Source organism: Streptomyces sp. JN8 (assembly GCF_055808075.1).
Map to the genome: position 1 here is coordinate 1,939,020 of NZ_CM147852.1, position 16,526 is coordinate 1,955,545.

Annotated in this window: 16 protein-coding genes; 9 read left to right on the forward strand and 7 right to left on the reverse strand. The window is 75.5% G+C overall.

The annotated features are described in order from the left end of the window. Positions 1–68 precede the first annotated feature (68 nt). Positions 69–1,115, reverse strand: a complete 1,047-nt coding sequence (locus tag ACY0MR_RS08395) for a saccharopine dehydrogenase family protein (protein WP_473560056.1) — start codon at positions 1,113–1,115, stop codon at positions 69–71. Positions 1,116–1,246: 131 nt separating this feature from the next. On the opposite strand from ACY0MR_RS08395, the gene ACY0MR_RS08400 reads away from it, so the two are divergent. Further along, positions 1,247–2,248 (forward strand): helix-turn-helix domain-containing protein, encoded by a 1,002-nt coding sequence (locus tag ACY0MR_RS08400; RefSeq protein ID WP_473560058.1) that lies wholly within the window; start codon positions 1,247–1,249, stop codon positions 2,246–2,248. A 39-nt stretch (positions 2,249–2,287) separates the two neighbouring features. Here ACY0MR_RS08400 and ACY0MR_RS08405 read toward each other — a convergent pair whose 3' ends face one another. Together ACY0MR_RS08405 and ACY0MR_RS08410 are read right to left on the reverse strand one after the other, a co-directional pair. Further along, positions 2,288–2,563: a hypothetical protein gene (locus tag ACY0MR_RS08405; protein ID WP_392868177.1), complete on the reverse strand. Its 276-nt coding sequence runs from the start codon at positions 2,561–2,563 to the stop codon at positions 2,288–2,290. A 5-nt stretch (positions 2,564–2,568) separates the two neighbouring features. Next, the gene (locus tag ACY0MR_RS08410; RefSeq protein ID WP_473561741.1) at positions 2,569–3,063 is read right to left on the reverse strand and encodes a hypothetical protein; all 495 of its coding nucleotides are present in this window, start codon (positions 3,061–3,063) and stop codon (positions 2,569–2,571) included. Positions 3,064–3,202: 139 nt separating this feature from the next. Between ACY0MR_RS08410 and ACY0MR_RS08415 the strand changes: the two genes are divergently transcribed. The 4 genes from ACY0MR_RS08415 to ACY0MR_RS08430 all read left to right on the forward strand — a co-directional run bounded on the left by ACY0MR_RS08415 (position 3,203) and on the right by ACY0MR_RS08430 (position 7,049). Next, on the forward strand, positions 3,203–3,547 hold the full coding sequence (locus tag ACY0MR_RS08415; protein WP_388807026.1) for a PadR family transcriptional regulator: 345 nt from the start codon (positions 3,203–3,205) through the stop codon (positions 3,545–3,547). After that, positions 3,547–4,248, forward strand: coding sequence for a hypothetical protein (locus ACY0MR_RS08420; protein ID WP_473560060.1), 702 nt, complete (start codon positions 3,547–3,549; stop codon positions 4,246–4,248). The genes ACY0MR_RS08415 and ACY0MR_RS08420 overlap by 1 nt, the downstream gene beginning before the upstream one ends. A gap of 300 nt (positions 4,249–4,548) precedes the next feature. Beyond that, positions 4,549–4,941 carry a TOBE domain-containing protein gene (locus ACY0MR_RS08425; protein WP_341624929.1) on the forward strand — a complete coding sequence of 131 codons (393 nt, stop codon included), beginning with the start codon at positions 4,549–4,551 and terminating at the stop codon, positions 4,939–4,941. A gap of 170 nt (positions 4,942–5,111) precedes the next feature. Beyond that, the gene (locus tag ACY0MR_RS08430; protein WP_473560063.1) at positions 5,112–7,049 is read left to right on the forward strand and encodes an ABC transporter permease; all 1,938 of its coding nucleotides are present in this window, start codon (positions 5,112–5,114) and stop codon (positions 7,047–7,049) included. An 84-nt stretch (positions 7,050–7,133) separates the two neighbouring features. Here the strand turns inward: ACY0MR_RS08430 and ACY0MR_RS08435 are convergent, their stop codons facing one another. Continuing rightward, a complete protein-coding gene (locus tag ACY0MR_RS08435) occupies positions 7,134–7,469 on the reverse strand; it encodes a YnfA family protein (RefSeq protein ID WP_388807020.1) in 336 nt (111 codons plus the stop codon). Positions 7,470–7,709: 240 nt separating this feature from the next. Between ACY0MR_RS08435 and ACY0MR_RS08440 the strand changes: the two genes are divergently transcribed. Further along, on the forward strand, positions 7,710–8,939 hold the full coding sequence (locus tag ACY0MR_RS08440) for an ABC transporter substrate-binding protein (protein ID WP_473560065.1): 1,230 nt from the start codon (positions 7,710–7,712) through the stop codon (positions 8,937–8,939). Here the strand turns inward: ACY0MR_RS08440 and ACY0MR_RS08445 are convergent. Continuing rightward, entirely contained in the window at positions 8,930–9,478 is a 549-nt protein-coding gene (locus tag ACY0MR_RS08445) for a bestrophin-like domain (RefSeq protein WP_473560067.1), read from the reverse strand. The genes ACY0MR_RS08440 and ACY0MR_RS08445 overlap by 10 nt on opposite strands. A gap of 158 nt (positions 9,479–9,636) precedes the next feature. Further along, complete coding sequence (locus ACY0MR_RS08450; RefSeq protein ID WP_473560069.1) at positions 9,637–10,896, reverse strand: hypothetical protein; 1,260 nt, start codon at positions 10,894–10,896, stop codon at positions 9,637–9,639. Between the two features lie 372 nt (positions 10,897–11,268). Between ACY0MR_RS08450 and ACY0MR_RS08455 the strand changes: the two genes are divergently transcribed. Continuing rightward, positions 11,269–12,468 (forward strand): serine hydrolase domain-containing protein, encoded by a 1,200-nt coding sequence (locus ACY0MR_RS08455; RefSeq protein WP_473560071.1) that lies wholly within the window; start codon positions 11,269–11,271, stop codon positions 12,466–12,468. A 21-nt stretch (positions 12,469–12,489) separates the two neighbouring features. On the opposite strand, the gene ACY0MR_RS08460 is transcribed toward ACY0MR_RS08455, so the two are convergent. Beyond that, entirely contained in the window at positions 12,490–13,494 is a 1,005-nt protein-coding gene (locus ACY0MR_RS08460) for an FAD-dependent oxidoreductase (RefSeq protein WP_473560073.1), read from the reverse strand. Positions 13,495–13,676: 182 nt separating this feature from the next. Between ACY0MR_RS08460 and helR the strand changes: the two genes are divergently transcribed. Both helR and ACY0MR_RS08470 read left to right on the forward strand, forming a co-directional pair. After that, complete coding sequence (gene helR / locus ACY0MR_RS08465; protein WP_473561743.1) at positions 13,677–15,860, forward strand: RNA polymerase recycling motor ATPase HelR; 2,184 nt, start codon at positions 13,677–13,679, stop codon at positions 15,858–15,860. Between the two features lie 234 nt (positions 15,861–16,094). Continuing rightward, positions 16,095–16,514: a hypothetical protein gene (locus ACY0MR_RS08470; RefSeq protein ID WP_392868150.1), complete on the forward strand. Its 420-nt coding sequence runs from the start codon at positions 16,095–16,097 to the stop codon at positions 16,512–16,514. Positions 16,515–16,526: the final 12 nt, after the last annotated feature.

Consider the following 16,526-nt stretch of genomic DNA (forward strand, 5'->3'; position numbering starts at 1 on the left):
CCTGACGCCCTCCTGACGTCGCGTCCCCGGATCCTGCCCCGCACAGGCCCGGAGCCCGGAGCCGGGCGCTACGGCTGCGGTGCGAGGGTGACGTGCGGTGCGAGGGTGACGTGCGGCGCGAGGGCGCGGAGGAAGTCGGGGGCGTCGAAGATCTCGCCCGCGGCGGCGACACCGGTGGTACGGGTGCGGCCGGCGAGGACGCGGACGAGGGCTTCGACGACCAGGGGGGCGGTGACGGCGTAGATGTCCTGGCCGTGGGCCACCGCCCGCCGTTCGACACCGCCGCGCCGCACCACCGCGTCGACGAGGAAGGTCTGGTCGGACCGTCCGCTGCCGTCGGCGGCGGTCGGCGCCGGGGTGCCGGGGTCCGCGATGTCCCGGACGGCGTCGGCCGTCATGTAGGTCGTGACCTCCGGCACCGACAGATGGCTGGGGACGGTCACCGCATCGGCCATCGTGAACTCCCCGATCACCGGCCGGGGACCCAGCGGCTGCGGAAAGTCCCAGGTCAGGGTGGGCGGGGCGTCGACACGGTGCTCCCACCGACCGCCGGTGTAGCGCAGACGCCCCTCGCCGCGCCGCTCCCGCGAGACGGCCCCCGACAGCCGCGTCCCCGCGGTGGGGTGCCAGCTGCTCAGGCCGTACGCGATGTGCACCTCGTCTGCCTCCTTCCAGTCGCCCATGGCTGCGGTGGCGAGCAGGTCGCCGAGGCCGCCGAAGAAGGCCATCGCGGGGACGACGACGGCGCCCGCCTCCCGCGCCCGGTCGGCGAAGTGGGCGAAGGTGTCGATGTTGGCCTCCAGTTCGGCGGCCACGTCGAGGTACGGGATCCCGGCCCGCAGGGCGGCCTCGATCACGGGGGCGGTCGTCGAGGCGAAGGGCCCGGCGCAGTTGACGACGGCGGCCGTGCCGGCCAGCGCGCGGTCCAGCGCGTCCGGGTCGTCCACCGTCGCCGGCCGGGCCTCCAGACCGGTCACGTCGGCCAGTTCCTCCAGCCGGCCGGCGTCGCGGCCGGACAGCACGGGGACGAAGCCCCGCTCCACCAGCTCCGCCACCACGAACCTGCCGGTGTGTCCGTACGCACCGAAGACCGCCACCTGCCGACCCGATCCCATGAGACCGCTCCTCCACGCCGAGTGCTCCGCGGCGACCCCGGGTGGGGCGCCGCGCTCCGTCGGAACGATCCTGGCGCGCGGGATCCGCCCGCGCGAGTGTCCGGAACGACGCGACCCGTACACTTCCGGACGTGACCACTGTGGCGCTGGCCCTCACCGACGGCATGCTGCACTTCGAACTGTCCCTGGCGGTCGAGGTCTTCGGCTCGGACCTGACCCATCTCGTCGATCCCTGGTACGACTTCGCCCTCTGCGGTCCGGGTCCCGTCCGGGTCGGCCGCTTCCTGCTGGAGCCCGACCGGGGACTCGACCACCTCGTACGGGCCGACACGGTGATCGTCCCCGGCTGGGCCGACGTCGACCGGGATCCCCCGGCCGAGCTGGTCGACGCCCTGCGGGCGGCCCACGAGGCCGGGGCCCGGGTGGCCTCCCTGTGCACGGGCGCCTTCGTGCTCGCCGCCGCCGGCCTCCTGGACGGACGGCGCGCGACCACCCACTGGGCGCACACCGACGTGCTGACCGGGCGCCACCCCCGGATCACGGTGGATCCCGACGTCCTCTACGTGGACGGCGGCAGCGTCCTCACCTCCGCGGGCAAGGCGGCCGCCATGGACCTCTGCCTGCACCTGGTGCGCCTCGACCACGGTGCGGCGGTCGCCAACACCGTCGCCCGGCGCCTGGTCGTGCCTCCGCACCGGGACGGGGGCCAGGCGCAGTTCGTGACCACGCCCGTACCCGCTCCGGGCAGCCATCCGCTGGCCGCGCTGTTCCCTTGGGTGCTGGAGCGGCTGGACCGGCCGCTCACCGTGGAGGACCTCGCCCGTCGGGCCGGGATGAGCTCGCGGCATCTGGGGCGCCACTTCAGGGCGGTCACCGGCACCACGCCGTTGCAGTGGCTGCTGACCCAACGCATCAGGTATGCGCAGGAGTTGCTGGAGACCACCGACGACACCGTCGACACGATCGCGACGGCGACGGGCATGGGCACCGCCACCACCCTGCGCCGCCACTTCGCCCGGACGGTCGGTGTCCCGCCGGACACCTACCGCCGCACCTTCCGCACCCGCGCCCGGGACGCGCTCGGGGGGCCGGGAGACGCCGCCACGGCGCCTGGGCACGCGCCCTTCCCATGAGGATGTCACGGTCCCGTTCGGGCGGTCGCGGACCGGGGCTCACCCGGCCGGCGCCGGGGGCCGTCCCGCGCGGAGGCGGCGCAGGGCGAGCAGCCCGCCGATGCCGGGGACGAGGGCGAGCGGGCGGGCCCGCCGGGCGGCGGGGCCCGGGGTGAGCCGAACGGCGAGGACGGTGACCAGGTAGGCCGTGCCGTGCGTCGGGCCGCCCAGCGAGGTGACCCACCCGGTGTGCACGGTCAGGAGGTTGCCCAGGAGCAGCGCCAGGGAGAACGCCTCGACGGCGGCGGCCAGGCGGAGCGTCGGCAGGGTGCGCACGGCGCTCAGGCTCCCGTCGTGGAGCCGGGGCGCACGATCATCAGCACGACGACGACCGCCCACAGCAGGTTGAAGACCCCGGTGACCATCGCGAGCCGCGCGGCACCGGCCCGGCGGGATTCCGCGGCACCGTCGCCGGCCACCGCCACCGCCGCCGCGGGCGGGGGGAGCAGGCGCTGCTGGCCCGGCAGGATCACGAGGAGGAGCAGGGCCGCGGCGGCGGCGGTGAGGGCGATGGAGGCGAGCAGCCACGCATCGGTGAGGACACCGAGCCGGGCGCCGGTGGCGACGCCGAAGACCGGAACGGCGACGCCGAGGACGGTGTACCCGCGGCAGACCCGGTGCAGGAGTCCGGCGGTACGGAGGTTCTGCCCCGGCGGACCGTCGCCGTCGGCGTCCGGCGTCCGGACGAAGCGGGGGAACATCGAGGCCGCGACCGTGATCGGCCCGATCGCCAGGATCGCGGCCAGGACGTGCACGGAGAGCAGGAACTTGGTCACCGGGGTGCCCTTCTCGACCGGCCGGCACTCCCGTACCCGGACGACGTCGAAGGCCGCCCGGTATGGATCGCCAGCCAATAGGTTGGCTGTCGACCTATAAGTAGCACGGCAGGGTCGCGCTTGGGTAGGCTGCCTGACCATGAAGGCGAGTGCGGTACGCGGACACCTCGACGGGCTCCTGTTGTCCGTGCTCGAATCCGGGCCGCTGCACGGGTACGCGGTGATCACCGCGGTTCAGGAGCGCAGCAACGGGGTTCTCGAACTGCGCAAGGGCACCATCTATCCCGCCCTCAACAAGTTGGAGCGGCTCGGGCTGCTGCGGAGTGTCTGGGAGGCCGACGGTGAGCGGCGTCGTCGTTGCTACGAGCTGACCGACGCCGGTCGTCGCAGTCTCGCCGAGGAGCGCTCGGTGTGGCAGGAGTTCACGACCGCCATCGGCGCCGTCCTGAATCCGGCCCCCGGCACCGGCCCGCAGCACGCCTGATGACGCCGCCGACCACGCTCGCGGCCGCTCCCATCGAGGCCCACGTCGCCGAGCTCGCGGCGGCGCTGCACGGACCCGCCCGGGTCAAGGCCCGTCTGCTGCACGAGTTGCGCGAGGGCCTCGTCGACGCCGCGCGGGACCTCTCGGAGGAGCGCCCGCACGGTCGGACGGAGGGGCCGCGGGAGACCGGTGAGCGCGCCGCGCGCGAGGCGGTGCGCGAGTTCGGCAGCGTGGCCGAGCTCGCTCCGGGCTTCCAGCAGGAGCTGACCGTCGCGCAGGCCCGGCACACCGCCCGCACGGTGCTGCTGGTCGCCCCGCTGCTGCTCGTCTGCTGGTACCTGGTGAGCGCCTGGAACGGCTCGTCCGGTCACCGGCCCCCGGGCGCGGTCGAGGTGCTGGTCGCCCACCTCAGCGGCCTCGCGGCGGCCGCCGCACTGGTGGGCGCGGCAGCGCTCCTCGCGACCGGCGCGCTCGCCCGCCGGCTCCCCACCCCGGACCGGCTCCCCCTGGTGGTGGCCTGGACCGGCACCGCCACCGCTGCGGCCCTCGCCGTCAGCGCCCTCACCCTGGCCTTCGCCTCGGCCCTCGCCGCGAGCCGGCCGCTCTGCGTCGCCGCGGGCGCGGTCGTCATCGCCCTCCACGCCAGGGTGGCCGCCTCGGCCCGCGCCTGCCGCACCTGCGCCCGGCTCCCCGGGGCCTAGGCCGTCTCTTTCGGATCGTGCCGGTCAAGCCCGCGTCGTCCGGTGCCGTGCCTCGCGAGGCGGAGAGGTACCCGCGTACGGGACGTACCCGGGTGCCTCGACCACGCGGCGAGGTGCGGTGCCGGGCGGCGCGGGTCAGGCAAGATCCGGAAGAGACGGCCTAGGGCATCGCGGGACGGGCTCCGGGCCCGGTGCGCGCCCACGTGCCGTCGTCGCATCCTCCAAGGCGCCTCGCATTCACGATGGAGGGACCGACGACGTTGTTGCAGATGAGAAGAGGCACGACCTACGGTGTCGCACATGCAGTCCTACACCATCGGGCAGGCCGCCCGTCTGCTGGGCGTCAGCCCGGACACCGCACGGCGCTGGGCGGACGCGGGCAGGGTGGCGACCCACCGCGACGAGAGCGGCCGCCGCGTGATCGACGGGAAGTCGCTCGCGGAGTTCTCCGTGGAGATCGCGCAGGGCGATGACGACGACGACCCGTCGTACACCTCGGCGCGCAACGCGTTCCCGGGGATCGTCACCGGGATCAAGCTCGGCGACATCGCGGCCCAGGTCACCATCCAGGCCGGGCCGCACCGCCTGGTCTCCCTCCTCACCCGCGAGGCCGTGGAGGAGCTGGGACTCGAGGTCGGCATGCAGGCCACCGCCCGGGTGAAGTCGACCAGCGTGCACATCGACCGCACCTGATCCCGGGCCGGCCCGCGGCCGAGCGCACCGGCCGGCGCCCTGCGGCGCCGTACCGCCTCATCACGGCCGGCCCCGCCCGTACGTACCGCCGCCGGCGCCACAGATCACCGGGGTCGCCCGCTCCGGGGGGACGGGCGGCCCTTCTTCCTCTTCTCCGCGGGGTGTCATCGATGAAACGAGCCGCACGAGCGTCCGGCACCCGGCCGCCCCTCGCGCTGGCGGTGCCCGCGCTCCTGGCCGTGGCGTTCCTGACCCTGCCGCTGCTCGGCATCCTCGTCCGGACGGAGTGGAGCGAGCTCGTCGACCACCTGCGCTCCCCCGGCACCGTGCAGGCGCTGAAGCTCTCCCTGCTCGTGTCGTTCTGGGCGCTGGGGCTCTCCCTGCTCCTCGGGGTGCCGCTCGCCTGGCTGCTGGCCCGCGTGCCGTTCCCCGGCAAGGCCCTCGTGCGCTCCCTCGTCCTGCTGCCGATGGTGCTGCCGCCGACGGTCGGCGGTGTGGCCCTGCTGCTCGCCTTCGGCCGGCGCGGGCTCCTCGGGCCGTGGCTCGACCGCACCTTCGGGATCACCCTCCCGTTCCACACCTCGGGGGCCGTCGTCGCGGCCACCTTCGTCGCGATGCCGTTCCTCGTCATCAGCCTGGAGGGCGCCCTCGGCGGACTGCGGCCGCGGTACGAGGAGACGGCGGCCTCCCTCGGCGCCTCGCCGGTACGGGTCTTCTTCACCGTGACGCTGCCGATGGTCGCGCCCGGCCTGGTCGCCGGCGCTGCCCTCACCTGGGCGCGGGCGCTGGGCGAGTTCGGCGCCACGATCACCTTCGCCGGGAACCTGCCCGGGACGACGCAGACGCTGCCGCTCCAGGTCTACCTCCTGCTCCAGGAGGAGCCCGAGGCGGCCACCTCCGTCTCGCTCCTGCTCCTCGCCATCGCCATGGGGGTGCTGATCGCCCTCCGCGGCCGCTGGACCGGGACCCCCTCGGACCGTCGCCCCCGCCCCGCTCCGGAGGCGGGCCCCGAGGAACCGGCGGCGGTTCCGGTACCGCGGGACCTGCCGGCGCCCGCCGCCGCGGAGGCCGAACGCTGGGCGCTGCACGCCGAGGTCACCGGCTTCACCCGGCTCACGCTGGACGCCGACCCGGGCACCACCATCGCGGTCGTCGGCCCGAACGGCGCCGGCAAGACCACCCTGCTCCGCGCCCTCCTCGGCCTCACCCCCCGGGCCCACGCCGACCTGCGACTCGGCGACGAGGACGTCACCGCCCTGCCCCCGCACCGCCGGCACGTGGCCTGGGTCCCGCAGGACGGCGCGCTGTTCCCGCACCTGAGCGCCCTCGCCAACACGGCGTACGGGCTCCGCGCCCAGGGCGTCCCGCGGGCCGAGGCCCGGCGCGCGGCCCGGATCTGGCTCGACCGGCTCGGGGTCGGCCCCCTCGCCCACCGCCGCCCCACCCAGCTGTCCGGCGGGCAGGCCCAGCGCGTCGCCCTGGCCCGGGCGCTGGCCGCCAGGACCCGGCTGCTCGTGCTCGACGAGCCGCTCGCCGCGCTCGACCAGACCACCCGCGCCCATGTACGGCACACCCTGCGCACCCATCTCGGCGAGTTCGGCGGCGTCTGCCTGATCGTCACCCACGACCCGGTCGAGGCGGTCTCGCTCGCCGACCGCGTCCTGGTCCTGGACGAGGGCAGGGCCCTCCAGGACGCGGCACCCGCCGAGGTCACCCGGCATCCCCGGTCCCCGTGGGTCGCCCGCATGCTCGGCCGCAACGCGTGGCCCGGCACGGCCACCCCGGAGGGACTCGCGCTGGAGGGCGGCGGCGCCCTGGTCGCGACCGACCCGCCGCCGCCGGGCACGCCCGCGCTGGCGATCGTCGCCCCCGAGGCGGTGTCCGTGCACCGCGAGAAGCCCGCGGGCAGCCCCCGCAACGTCTGGCCGGGCTCCGTGCGCGAGATCGTCGCGAGCGGCAGCCGGCTCCGGGTCCTGGTGACCTCCGACCGGGCCCCCGACCTCGTCGCCGAGATCACGCCGCAGGCGGCCGCCGAACTCGGCCTCGCCGAGGGAGTGTCCGTCTGGACGAGCGTGAAGGCGACCGAGGCGACGATCGTGCCGCTGTGACCGGGACGGCGGCGGCCGGGGGCGGCCCTCCGGCCGCCGCCGCGACCGGGGCGGCCCGCCTCCCGTCGTACGGGCGCCGGGCGGTCAGCTGCCGCGCGGCGCGTACATGATGACGGCCATCCCGGCGAGGCAGACCAGGGCGCCGACGACGTCGTAGCGGTCCGGTCGGTAGCCGTCCGCGACCATCGCCCAGGCGATCGACCCGGCCACGAAGATCCCGCCGTACGCGGCGAGCACCCGCCCGAAGTCGGCGTCGGACTGGAGCGTGGCGACCACGCCGTACAGGCCGAGGGCCACGACCCCGGCGCCGATCCAGATCCACCCCTTGTGCTCGCGGATGCCCTGCCAGACGAGCCACGCACCGCCGATCTCGAAGAGGGCGGCGACCACGAACAGGGCGAGGGAACGAGCGACGGTCATGATCGGTCACCCTACCGGCGACTCCCGCAGGCCCCTCTCGACGCCTCCCGCACGAGGGTCTCGACGCGTCCCGCGAGCCTCCCCCGCATCGGTCTCCCCCTCCCCGCACGCCGTCTCGACGCTTCCCCGAGCCGCTCTCCACGCCCGTCTCGGCGTCCCGCGCCGACCGCTCGCGCCCTGATCCGCCCCGGCTCGCATATTCGCTTGCTCCCCGCCGCGCGGCTGGGTGCAATGGCCGCCATGACGGCATCCCCGGCGCCCGGCACGGCGCAGAACGGCCCCCCGCCCGTACGGATCGGCGCTCTGGTCCCGCTGTCCCCGCCCGGCTGGGTCGAGGCGGGGCGGCACCTGCTCGCCGGTCTCGAACTGGCGGTACGCGACGTCAACGACGCCGGCGGGATCCGCACCGACAGGCCCGGAGGGGCCGACGGGTCCGGGCCGGGCGTCGGCCGGCCGCTCGAACTCGTCGTCCGGGACACGGCCGCCGATCCGCGGCGGGCCGAGGCCGCCGTGGAGGAGCTGTCCGCCCTCGGGGTGGCCGCCCTGACCGGGGAGTACCACAGCGTCGTCGCCCGCTCCGCCGCCGCGCGGGCCGACGCGCTCGGCCTGCCGTACCTCTGCTCGTCGGCCGTCCTCGACGCGCTGACCGACGGCCCGGCGGACCGGGTCGCCCGCCTCGCCCCGGCGCAGTCCCACGGCTGGCGGATCTACGGGGACTTCCTGCTGGCCGCCGGACACCGCAGGGTCGCCGTCGCCGCCCAGGACAGCGTCTACTGGGCGGCCGGGACGGGCATCCTGCGGGACCACCTCGCCGCGCGCGGCGGCACCGTCGTCCGGCTCGACGCGGGCGCGCTGCCGCCCGCCGCGGTCTGCGACGCCCTCGCGGACGACGGCGCCACCGCGCTGCTCCTGCTGGTCGGGCACCCGGAGCCGGCCGTGCCGCTCGTCCGGGCCGTCCGCCGCGACCGGCGCCTCGCCGGAATGCTGGTCGGCGCGCCCGCCGGCCAGCCGGAGTTCGCGGGCTGGGCGGCTCTCCTCGGGGACGACGGCGCCGCCGTCCCGTTCCTCCGCTACCTGCCCGGGCGGCTCGGGACGCTCGGCACCCGCGTCGCGGCGGACCTGCGCGAACGGCTGGGCGAGGCACCCTCCTTCGTCGCCTTCGAGGGCTACGACAGCGTCGCCGTCCTCGCCGACGTGCTGCGCGCGCACGGCACGGACCGGGACGCCGTCGCGCGGTCCTGGCCGTCCGTGGACACCGAGGGCACCCGCGGACGGATCCGCTTCTCCCGCGTCCCGGGCATCGGCGTCCGGCAGTGGGCGTGGCCGCCCGTCCAGGTCGTCGACCGGGACCCGGCGGCGCCCGGACGCTTCCGCGTCCTGCACACCGAGGGAACCGACGGAGCCGAGGAAGCCGGTGGAGCCGGTGGCCGCGACGGTGCCGGGGGCGGCCACGCCGGCGGCTACCAGTAGCGATCCAGGGCCCCCTCCTTGTACGGCGCCGGACTCACGCTGAGCTCCCCGGCGAACGGGCGGTCCAGGACGAAGACCAGGAGCAGGCTGAAACCGACGAGGGCGGCGACGGACGCGACGAACAGGAGCTGGATCCGGAGCCTGCGCATGCCGTAGAGGAAGGTCAGCGGGATCAGGACGGCGGAGCCGCCGAAGGCGAGGACCTGGAGCAGCGGCGGCAGTTCCTGCTCGGCCGGGGGCGGGAAGGCGGTGGCGTCGCGGGCGATGAGCGCGACGTCGGTGGCCTCGGAGGCCACGATGGTCTGCGTGCTCTCCAGCTGCGTCCAGAGGGTCACGATGACGAAGGCGAGGATGATCCCGTAGATCGCGCCGAACATGCCCAGGGTGACACCGACCATGTCGTTGTGTTCGCCGTCGGCCAGCGACGGGTGCCTGCGGCGCAGCAGCACGCTGCCGGCCACCGCCACGAGGACGGTGGTCCCGACCGTGACCACGGACAGGGTGAAGGTGCTGAAGTGGTTGAGCAGCCAGAGCGACATGTGCGGGAAGTCTAGGGACGCGGCCGGCACCATCCGGGCGTGCGCGGGGGCCCCGTTCCCGCCCCGGCCGCCGGGGCGCACGCCTGCGCGCGCGGACGCCCGCACCGGGGGTTCACACCATCGAGTGAGCGGACCGGAGCCCGGCGCCGAGGAGGGTGTCAGTCCTGGGGGCCCAGCCGGCCGGCCTCCTCGTCGACGGCGTACGGGTGCACGTACCGCTCGGCGTCGAACGGGGTGAACCAGGTGCCGATCACCGACGCGGTGGCGCCGGGGGCGGCGGGGTGCCCGTCGGCGCCGTCCTCCTCCTCGTCGTCGTAGAGGGACGCGAGGTCCATGTCCTCGGAGACCTCGTGGGCGAAGCGGTCCAGGGACTCCGCCACCTCCTCGCCGAGGAGCCCGTACAGGTCGAGGGTGGAACGCGCCTGCTGGAGCAGGAGGTTCAGGGCGAGCTCCTCCGCGAGGCAGCCGAGCCGGCGGAAACTCCCGTCGGTGAAACGGGTGGTGAGGGCTATGGCGGTGACGAGGAAGCGGCGCGCGAAGAGTTCGTCGTACGCCAGGCCGAAGCGCGACGGCAGACGGGCGAGGTGCCACAGTTCGGCCCGGCACTCCGCGACGGTGGTCTCCTCGTCGGCGAGGGTCCGGACGTCGTCGTAGAGCTCGTCTATGAGGACCTCGGAGGCGTACACCAGTGCTCCGGCCGCCAGTTCGGCGGCCGGCGAGCCGAATCCGGCCCTCCGTCCGCCGTCCGGGAGCCCGGCCCGATCCGGGGAGCCGGGGGCCGGGATCTCCCGCTCACCGGAGCCGGGGGCCGGGATCTCCCGTTCCGCGGAGCCGGGTTCGCCGAAGGAGCGGGCCCCGAAGGACGCCAGGCGCGGGGCCAGGGCGCGGAGCTGGGCGTCCAGATCGGCCCGGTCCCGGTCGTCGTCGTCCCCGTCCGCCGCCGCGGCGGGGTCGGAGCCGGGGCCCGTGAGGTCGAGGGAGGGGGCGGAGCCGGCGGGGTCCGCCCCGGCCGTGTGCCGGGCGCGGCGGACCCGCAGGTCGCTGGGCGGTGCGTCCGGGCCGTCGGCGGCCTCCAGGCTCTCCCGGGTCAGGTCGAGCGGGAGCCGCACCTCACTGCTCTCCACCAGCCAGTCGGCGAGGAGTTCGGAGCGTTCGAGGACCTCCGCGGCGACGGAGCCCACCGCGTCCTCCGCGGTCTCCAGCGTCGGGGCGTGGACGAACACCTTGACGACCGCCCCTCGCGGGTGGACGGCGACGAGGGCCTCCAGGACGTCGACCTCGATCCCGTCAGGGCCCTCGATCCCCTCCACCGCGTCGAAGCCCTGCTCCAGGAGCGCGGACGCGCCGACCTGCTGCAGCGCGTCCAACTCGTCGGCGTCGTCGGGCAGGCGCGCTTCCACTGTTACGACGTAACTCACGTCGGCAAGCGTGCCAGGCCCGGGCCCGTCCCCGGGACGGAATTCCCCGAGAATCCGGGCCTGTCGGAGAGTTCCCCCGGCGCCGGGCGGGCCGGAGCGTCCGCGCCGGGCCCCAGCCGCGTCTCGCGGGGCGGCGCGGGCGGGGCGACACGGGCGCGGATCCCCGGGGGCGCGCGGCCTCGGACGGGTGCGCGGGACGCCCGGGCCGGTGCCCGGTCGGCGTGGTCCCGGGCGCCCAGGGCCGCCCCGGTGACCCCGGTGGCGCCGAACGAGTGGACTCGGCGGGCGGCGGACGGGCGGGCGCCCGTCGTGCCGGGGCGGCGGTGGTGATGTGGCCGTCCCTGACCACGCCCCTGGAAGAGGTCTGCCGAGATGCGCCGTACCCCCTTTCGCCGATTGTTCGCCGCGACGGTCCTCGTGGCCTCCGTGCTCGCGCCGGTGGCGGCGGCTCCCGCCACGACCGTCGCCGCCGCGGCCGTCGCCGACCGGCACGGCGAGGACTGCCCGCCCGGCGGACTGGGGCCCGAGCTGACCGCCCGGCTCGACCGGACGATCGCGGAGGTCCGCGAGCAGGCCGGCATCCCCGGTGTCGTGGTCGGCGTCTGGATGCCGGGCAAGGGGAGTTACGTCCACGCCGCGGGGGTCGCCGACAAGGCCACGGGCCGGCCGATGTTCGCCGACTCCTTCGTGCGGATCGGCAGCGAGACGAAGACCTTCACGGTCACCGCGCTGCTCCAGCTCGTCGACGAGGGCCGCGTCGGTCTCGACGACCCCATCGCCCGGTACGTCCGCGGCGTCCCCGACGGCCGCCGGATCACGCTGCGCCAGCTCGCGGGGATGCGCAGCGGTCTCTTCCCGTACACCGCGGACGCGGACTTCGCCCACGACCTGCTGAGCGACCAGCAGCGCTCGTTCACCCCGCAGGAGTCGCTCGCGTACGGCTTCAAGCACAAGAACACCTTCAAGCCCGGCGCGCAGTTCCAGTACTCCAACACCAACCTGGTCCTCCTCGGCCTCGTGATCGAGAAGGTGACCGGTCAGCGGCTCGCCGACGTCATCGAGCGGCGGGTGCTCCGCCCGGCGCGCCTGCGGCACACGCTCCTCCCCGAGGGCGCCGAGTTCCCCGAGCCGCACGCCCGCGGCTACACCGACCAGACGCTCGACGGGGAGACCGCGGACGCCACCGACTGGAACCCCAGCTGGGCGTGGGCGGCCGGCGCGATGATCTCCGACCTGCACGACCTGCGGCGCTGGGCCCCGGTCCTCGCCACCGGTGAACTGCTGAGCCCCGGGACGCAGGCGCAGCGCCTCACGATGCGGCCCACCGGCTTCCCCGGCCTGAGCTACGGCCTCGGGATCTTCGACGCCAACGGCTGGATCGGGCACAACGGATCCATTCCCGGCTACGAGACCGTGACGGTGTACCTGCCCTCGGAGAAGGCGACCATGGTCCTGATGCTCACCACCGACTCCCAGGTGGGGGGCCAGGAGCCGTCCACCCTGCTCGCCCGCGCGATCACCTCGGTGATCACCCCGGACCACGTCTACGACGGCTCGGTCTCCCCGCGCTAGGGCCGCGGGGCGAGCGGGGCGTCACGGGGACGGCGGGGCGAGCGAGGCGTAGTACGCGCGCAGCGCCGCCTCGCCGCCCGATCCCATGGCGGTCATGATCCGCTGGTAGCGGGCGGCGCGCAGGTCTCCGGCCACGAGCACGGGGGGGTGCTGGTCGGCCGGCGGGCAGTATCCGTCCGCGGCCCGGAGGAGGGCTCCGCCGGGGGGCCGGGGCGCGCTCCCGATGCTGGTGCGGACGGCGTCCGCCGTGACCGTGCGGCGCTCCCCGCCGCGGCACGTCAGCTCCGCCGTCACCCCGTCCGGGCCGTTCCGGGTCAGCGTGACGTGCTCGACGGGGAGGAGCGTGACGCGCGGGTCGTCGCGGACCTCGTCGGTCTTGTACGCGTCCGGCGGCGGGTACGCGACGAGGAGGCGGGTCCGGGCGTCCGGGTGGGCGCGGAGGAAGGTGCCGACGGGCCGGTCGCCGCCCAGGACGAGGATCGTTCGGGCCGTCGCGTCGGTCCCGCGCAGCGGGGGCGGCGGCGGGCCGGCCGGGGCGGTGATCCAGGGGACGTCGCCGGGCCCGAGTGGGACGACGCCGGTCGCGATGACGGCGTACGGGGCCGTGAACGTCCGCCCGCCGGGCTCCCGGTGCGGGGCCGGCGCCCCGTGCGGTTCGGGTGCGGCGGACGCGGGAGCGACGGTCACGGTGACGCGGTCGTCGTCGGCGTGGACCTCCGTGACGCGGCTGCCCAGTTCGAGGCGGCAGAGCCGCGCCCCCGCGATCTCCGCGGCGACGGAGGCGGCGAGCTCCGGTCCGCCGGTCCAGCCGCCGAGGACGTTGTCCAGGGCGGGGATCCGGTGCAGGGTGCCGCAGAGCGCGTCGGGCTCGATCAGGATGGTGCGCAGGCCCACGCCCGCCGCCGTGCGGACGGCCGCGCAGCCCGCCGGACCGCCGCCGACGACGATCAGGTCGGTCGCGGCCTCCTCGGCACCGGGAGGACGGGGACGCGCGGCGGGGCGGGTGCGGGAAGCCGTGTCTGCCATGGCCCCATTCCACCTGCGGAGGGGCGAAAGAAGAAGGGCAAGAGGGGGAACCCACCTCTCGCCACCTACAACTTATAGCGCAGAGGGGGGCTTGCGGCAAGGCCCCCGCCGTACCGCACAATCGCACTCCTCAGTCACGGACCTGCAGAAATGAGACTCACCTCGTGCGTGTGCTTTCGTCGATGGACCAGTCCCGCGGCGCCAGTGCCTTCGACCTTCCCGACCGCCTCTCCGCCAAGTCCGACCCGGCGCTGATCGCCGGCGACGAGGCGCACTTCGCGGCCGTCGCGCGGTGCCTCGACGAGACCGTCGCCGAGCTCTCCGACCGGCTCGACGCCGTGCGCAGGGCGCCGGGCGGGGTGGGCCGGGAGGCGATGGACCGCGACGCGGAGGTCCACCGGCTGACGGGCCGCCTGCGGACCCTGCGCCGCTTCGGGCTCGACCTGTGCCTCGGGCGGATCGTCGGCACGGCGGACCCCGCCGACCCCTCGCCCGTGGACGGCGTCGGTGCGGAGCCCGTGTACATCGGGCGTCTCGGCCTCACCGACGGCTCCGGCCGGCGGCTCCTCGTCGACTGGCGCTCGCCCGCGGCGGAGCCGTTCTTCGCGGCCACCCACGCCGCACCGATGGGGCTGGCGAGCCGCCGCAGGTACCGCTGGCACGACGGCCGGATCGGCGACTACTGGGACGAGGTGTTCACCGCCGACGGCCTGGAGGGGCACGCGGCGCTCGACGACCAGTCGGCGTTCATCGCCGGCCTGGGCGGCAGCCGTTCGCCCCGGATGCGCGACGTGCTCTCCACGATCCAGGCCGACCAGGACGCCGTCATCCGGGCGGGCTCGCGCGGCACCCTGGTCGTCGACGGCGGCCCGGGCACGGGGAAGACCGTCGTGGCGCTGCACCGCTCCGCGCACCTGCTGTACGCCGACCCGCGCCTCGGGCACCGCCGCGGCGGCGTCCTCTTCGTGGGCCCCCACCAGCCGTACCTGGCGTACGTCTCGGACGTCCTCCCCAGCCTCGGCGAGGAGGGCGTGCAGACCTGCACCGTGCGGGACCTCGTCGCCGAGGGCGCCACGGCCGCGGCCGAGCGCGATCCCGAGGCGGCCCGGCTGAAGTCGTCCGTCGGCATGGTGCGGGCGATCGAGGCGGCCGTGCGGTTCTACGAGGAGCCGCCCGCCCACGGGATGACGGTCTCGACCGACTGGGCCGACGTCCGGCTGACCGCGGGCGACTGGGCCGAGGCGTTCGACGCGCCGGAGGCGGGGACCCCGCACAACGAGGCGCGCGAGCAGATCTGGGAGGAGCTGGGCTCGATCCTCCTGGGCAAGCTCGGCGACGACGTACCGGAGGACGCGTTCCGGCGGGCCCTGCGGCAGGACGAGGAGGTGGCCGGGGCACTGCACGGCGCGTGGCCGCTGATCGAGGCGGCCGATCTGGTCGGCGACCTGTGGTCGGTCCCCGCCTACCTGCGGAAGTGCGCGCCGTGGCTCGACGCCGACGAGGTCCGGGCGCTGCGCCGGGCGGACGCGCAGGCCTGGACGGTGTCCGACCTGCCCCTCCTGGACGCGGCGCGGCACCGGCTCGGCGACCCGCAGGCGGCACGGCGCGAGCGGCGGCGCCGGGCCACCGTGGCGGCGGAGCGCGCGCGGATGGCCGACGTCATCGCCGACGTCCTCGCGGCGGACGTCGACGGGGAGGGCGCGGTGACGATGCTGCGCGGGCAGGACCTGAAGGACAGCCTGGTCGACGAGGCCGCGCTGCCCGGCACGGAACCGGACCTGCTCGCCGGTCCGTTCGCGCACATCGTGGTGGACGAGGCGCAGGAACTGACGGACGCGGAGTGGCAGATGCTGCTGCTGCGCTGCCCGTCCCGCAGCTTCACCGTCGTCGGGGACCGCGCCCAGGCGCGGGAGGGCTTCACGGAGTCGTGGCAGGAGCGTCTCGAGCGGGTCGGGCTCGACCGGATCACCGTGGCGTCGCTGAGCATCAACTACCGGACGCCGGAGGAGGTCATGGCGGAGGCCGAGCCGGCGATCAGGGCGGCCCTGCCGGACGCGAACGTGCCGACCTCGGTCCGCAGCAGCGGCGTCCCCGTCGTCCACGGCACGGTGGCGGAGCTGGAGTCGGTCGTCGACGAGTGGCTCGACGCCCACGACGACGGGACGGCGTGCGTCATCGGCGCTCCCCGGTTCCGGCCGAGGCCGCGCGTGCGGTCGCTCACGCCGAGCCTGTCGAAGGGCCTGGAGTTCGACCTGGTGGTCCTCGTCGACCCGGAGGCGTACGGCACGGGGATCGCGGGGGCGGTCGACCGCTATGTGGCGATGACCCGCGCGACCCGGCAGCTCGTGGTCCTGACGAGCGCCTGACGGCGGGCGGCGCGTCGGCGGTCGGCCGGTCGCGGTCCTGACCGGGCCTGTCCTGACCGGCCCGGTCGGGCACCGGGGTGGGGCGGGTGCCGTGGCGGGAAGGTGCCGCGCCGGGGCGGTGCCGGACCCCGGCAGGTGCCGCGCCGGGGCGGGCCTGCCTCCGTGGGGCGAACCGGTGTCGTGCGTGGGCGCGCCACGGACGTTCCTGAGATGAGATGACGTATCGATAGGTGCATGACTGAGACCCGTTCACACGTCGCCGCTCCCGTTCCCGACGACCAGGTCGTTCCCGGTGGGGAGTGCCCCGAGGTCGCGTCGCTGGTGGCGCCGTATCTGCGCATCATCCGCGCCGCTCTTCCCCAGGAGGAGGCGGAACGATTCTTCGTACGGGCTCTGGACGCGGACGAGGAGGAGCGGCGCAGGGCGGGGGCTCCTCAGCTCGGTTTCAGCGCGTATCTGTCGGACGGTCTCGGCGACGCCTGGGGCGCTTCCCTGGCGCACACCTCGGCCTGGGAGGCCATGCAGGCGATCCGCCAACTCGTCCGCAAGGCGCCGCGGGCGGACCTCGCGGCGTATCTGCGGCTCGGTCTCCACGAGGTCCGCGAGCTCGGCGCCGCGGCCCAGGGCCGGGCCGCGCTGCCGGTGAGTGCCTGACCGGCACGGCAC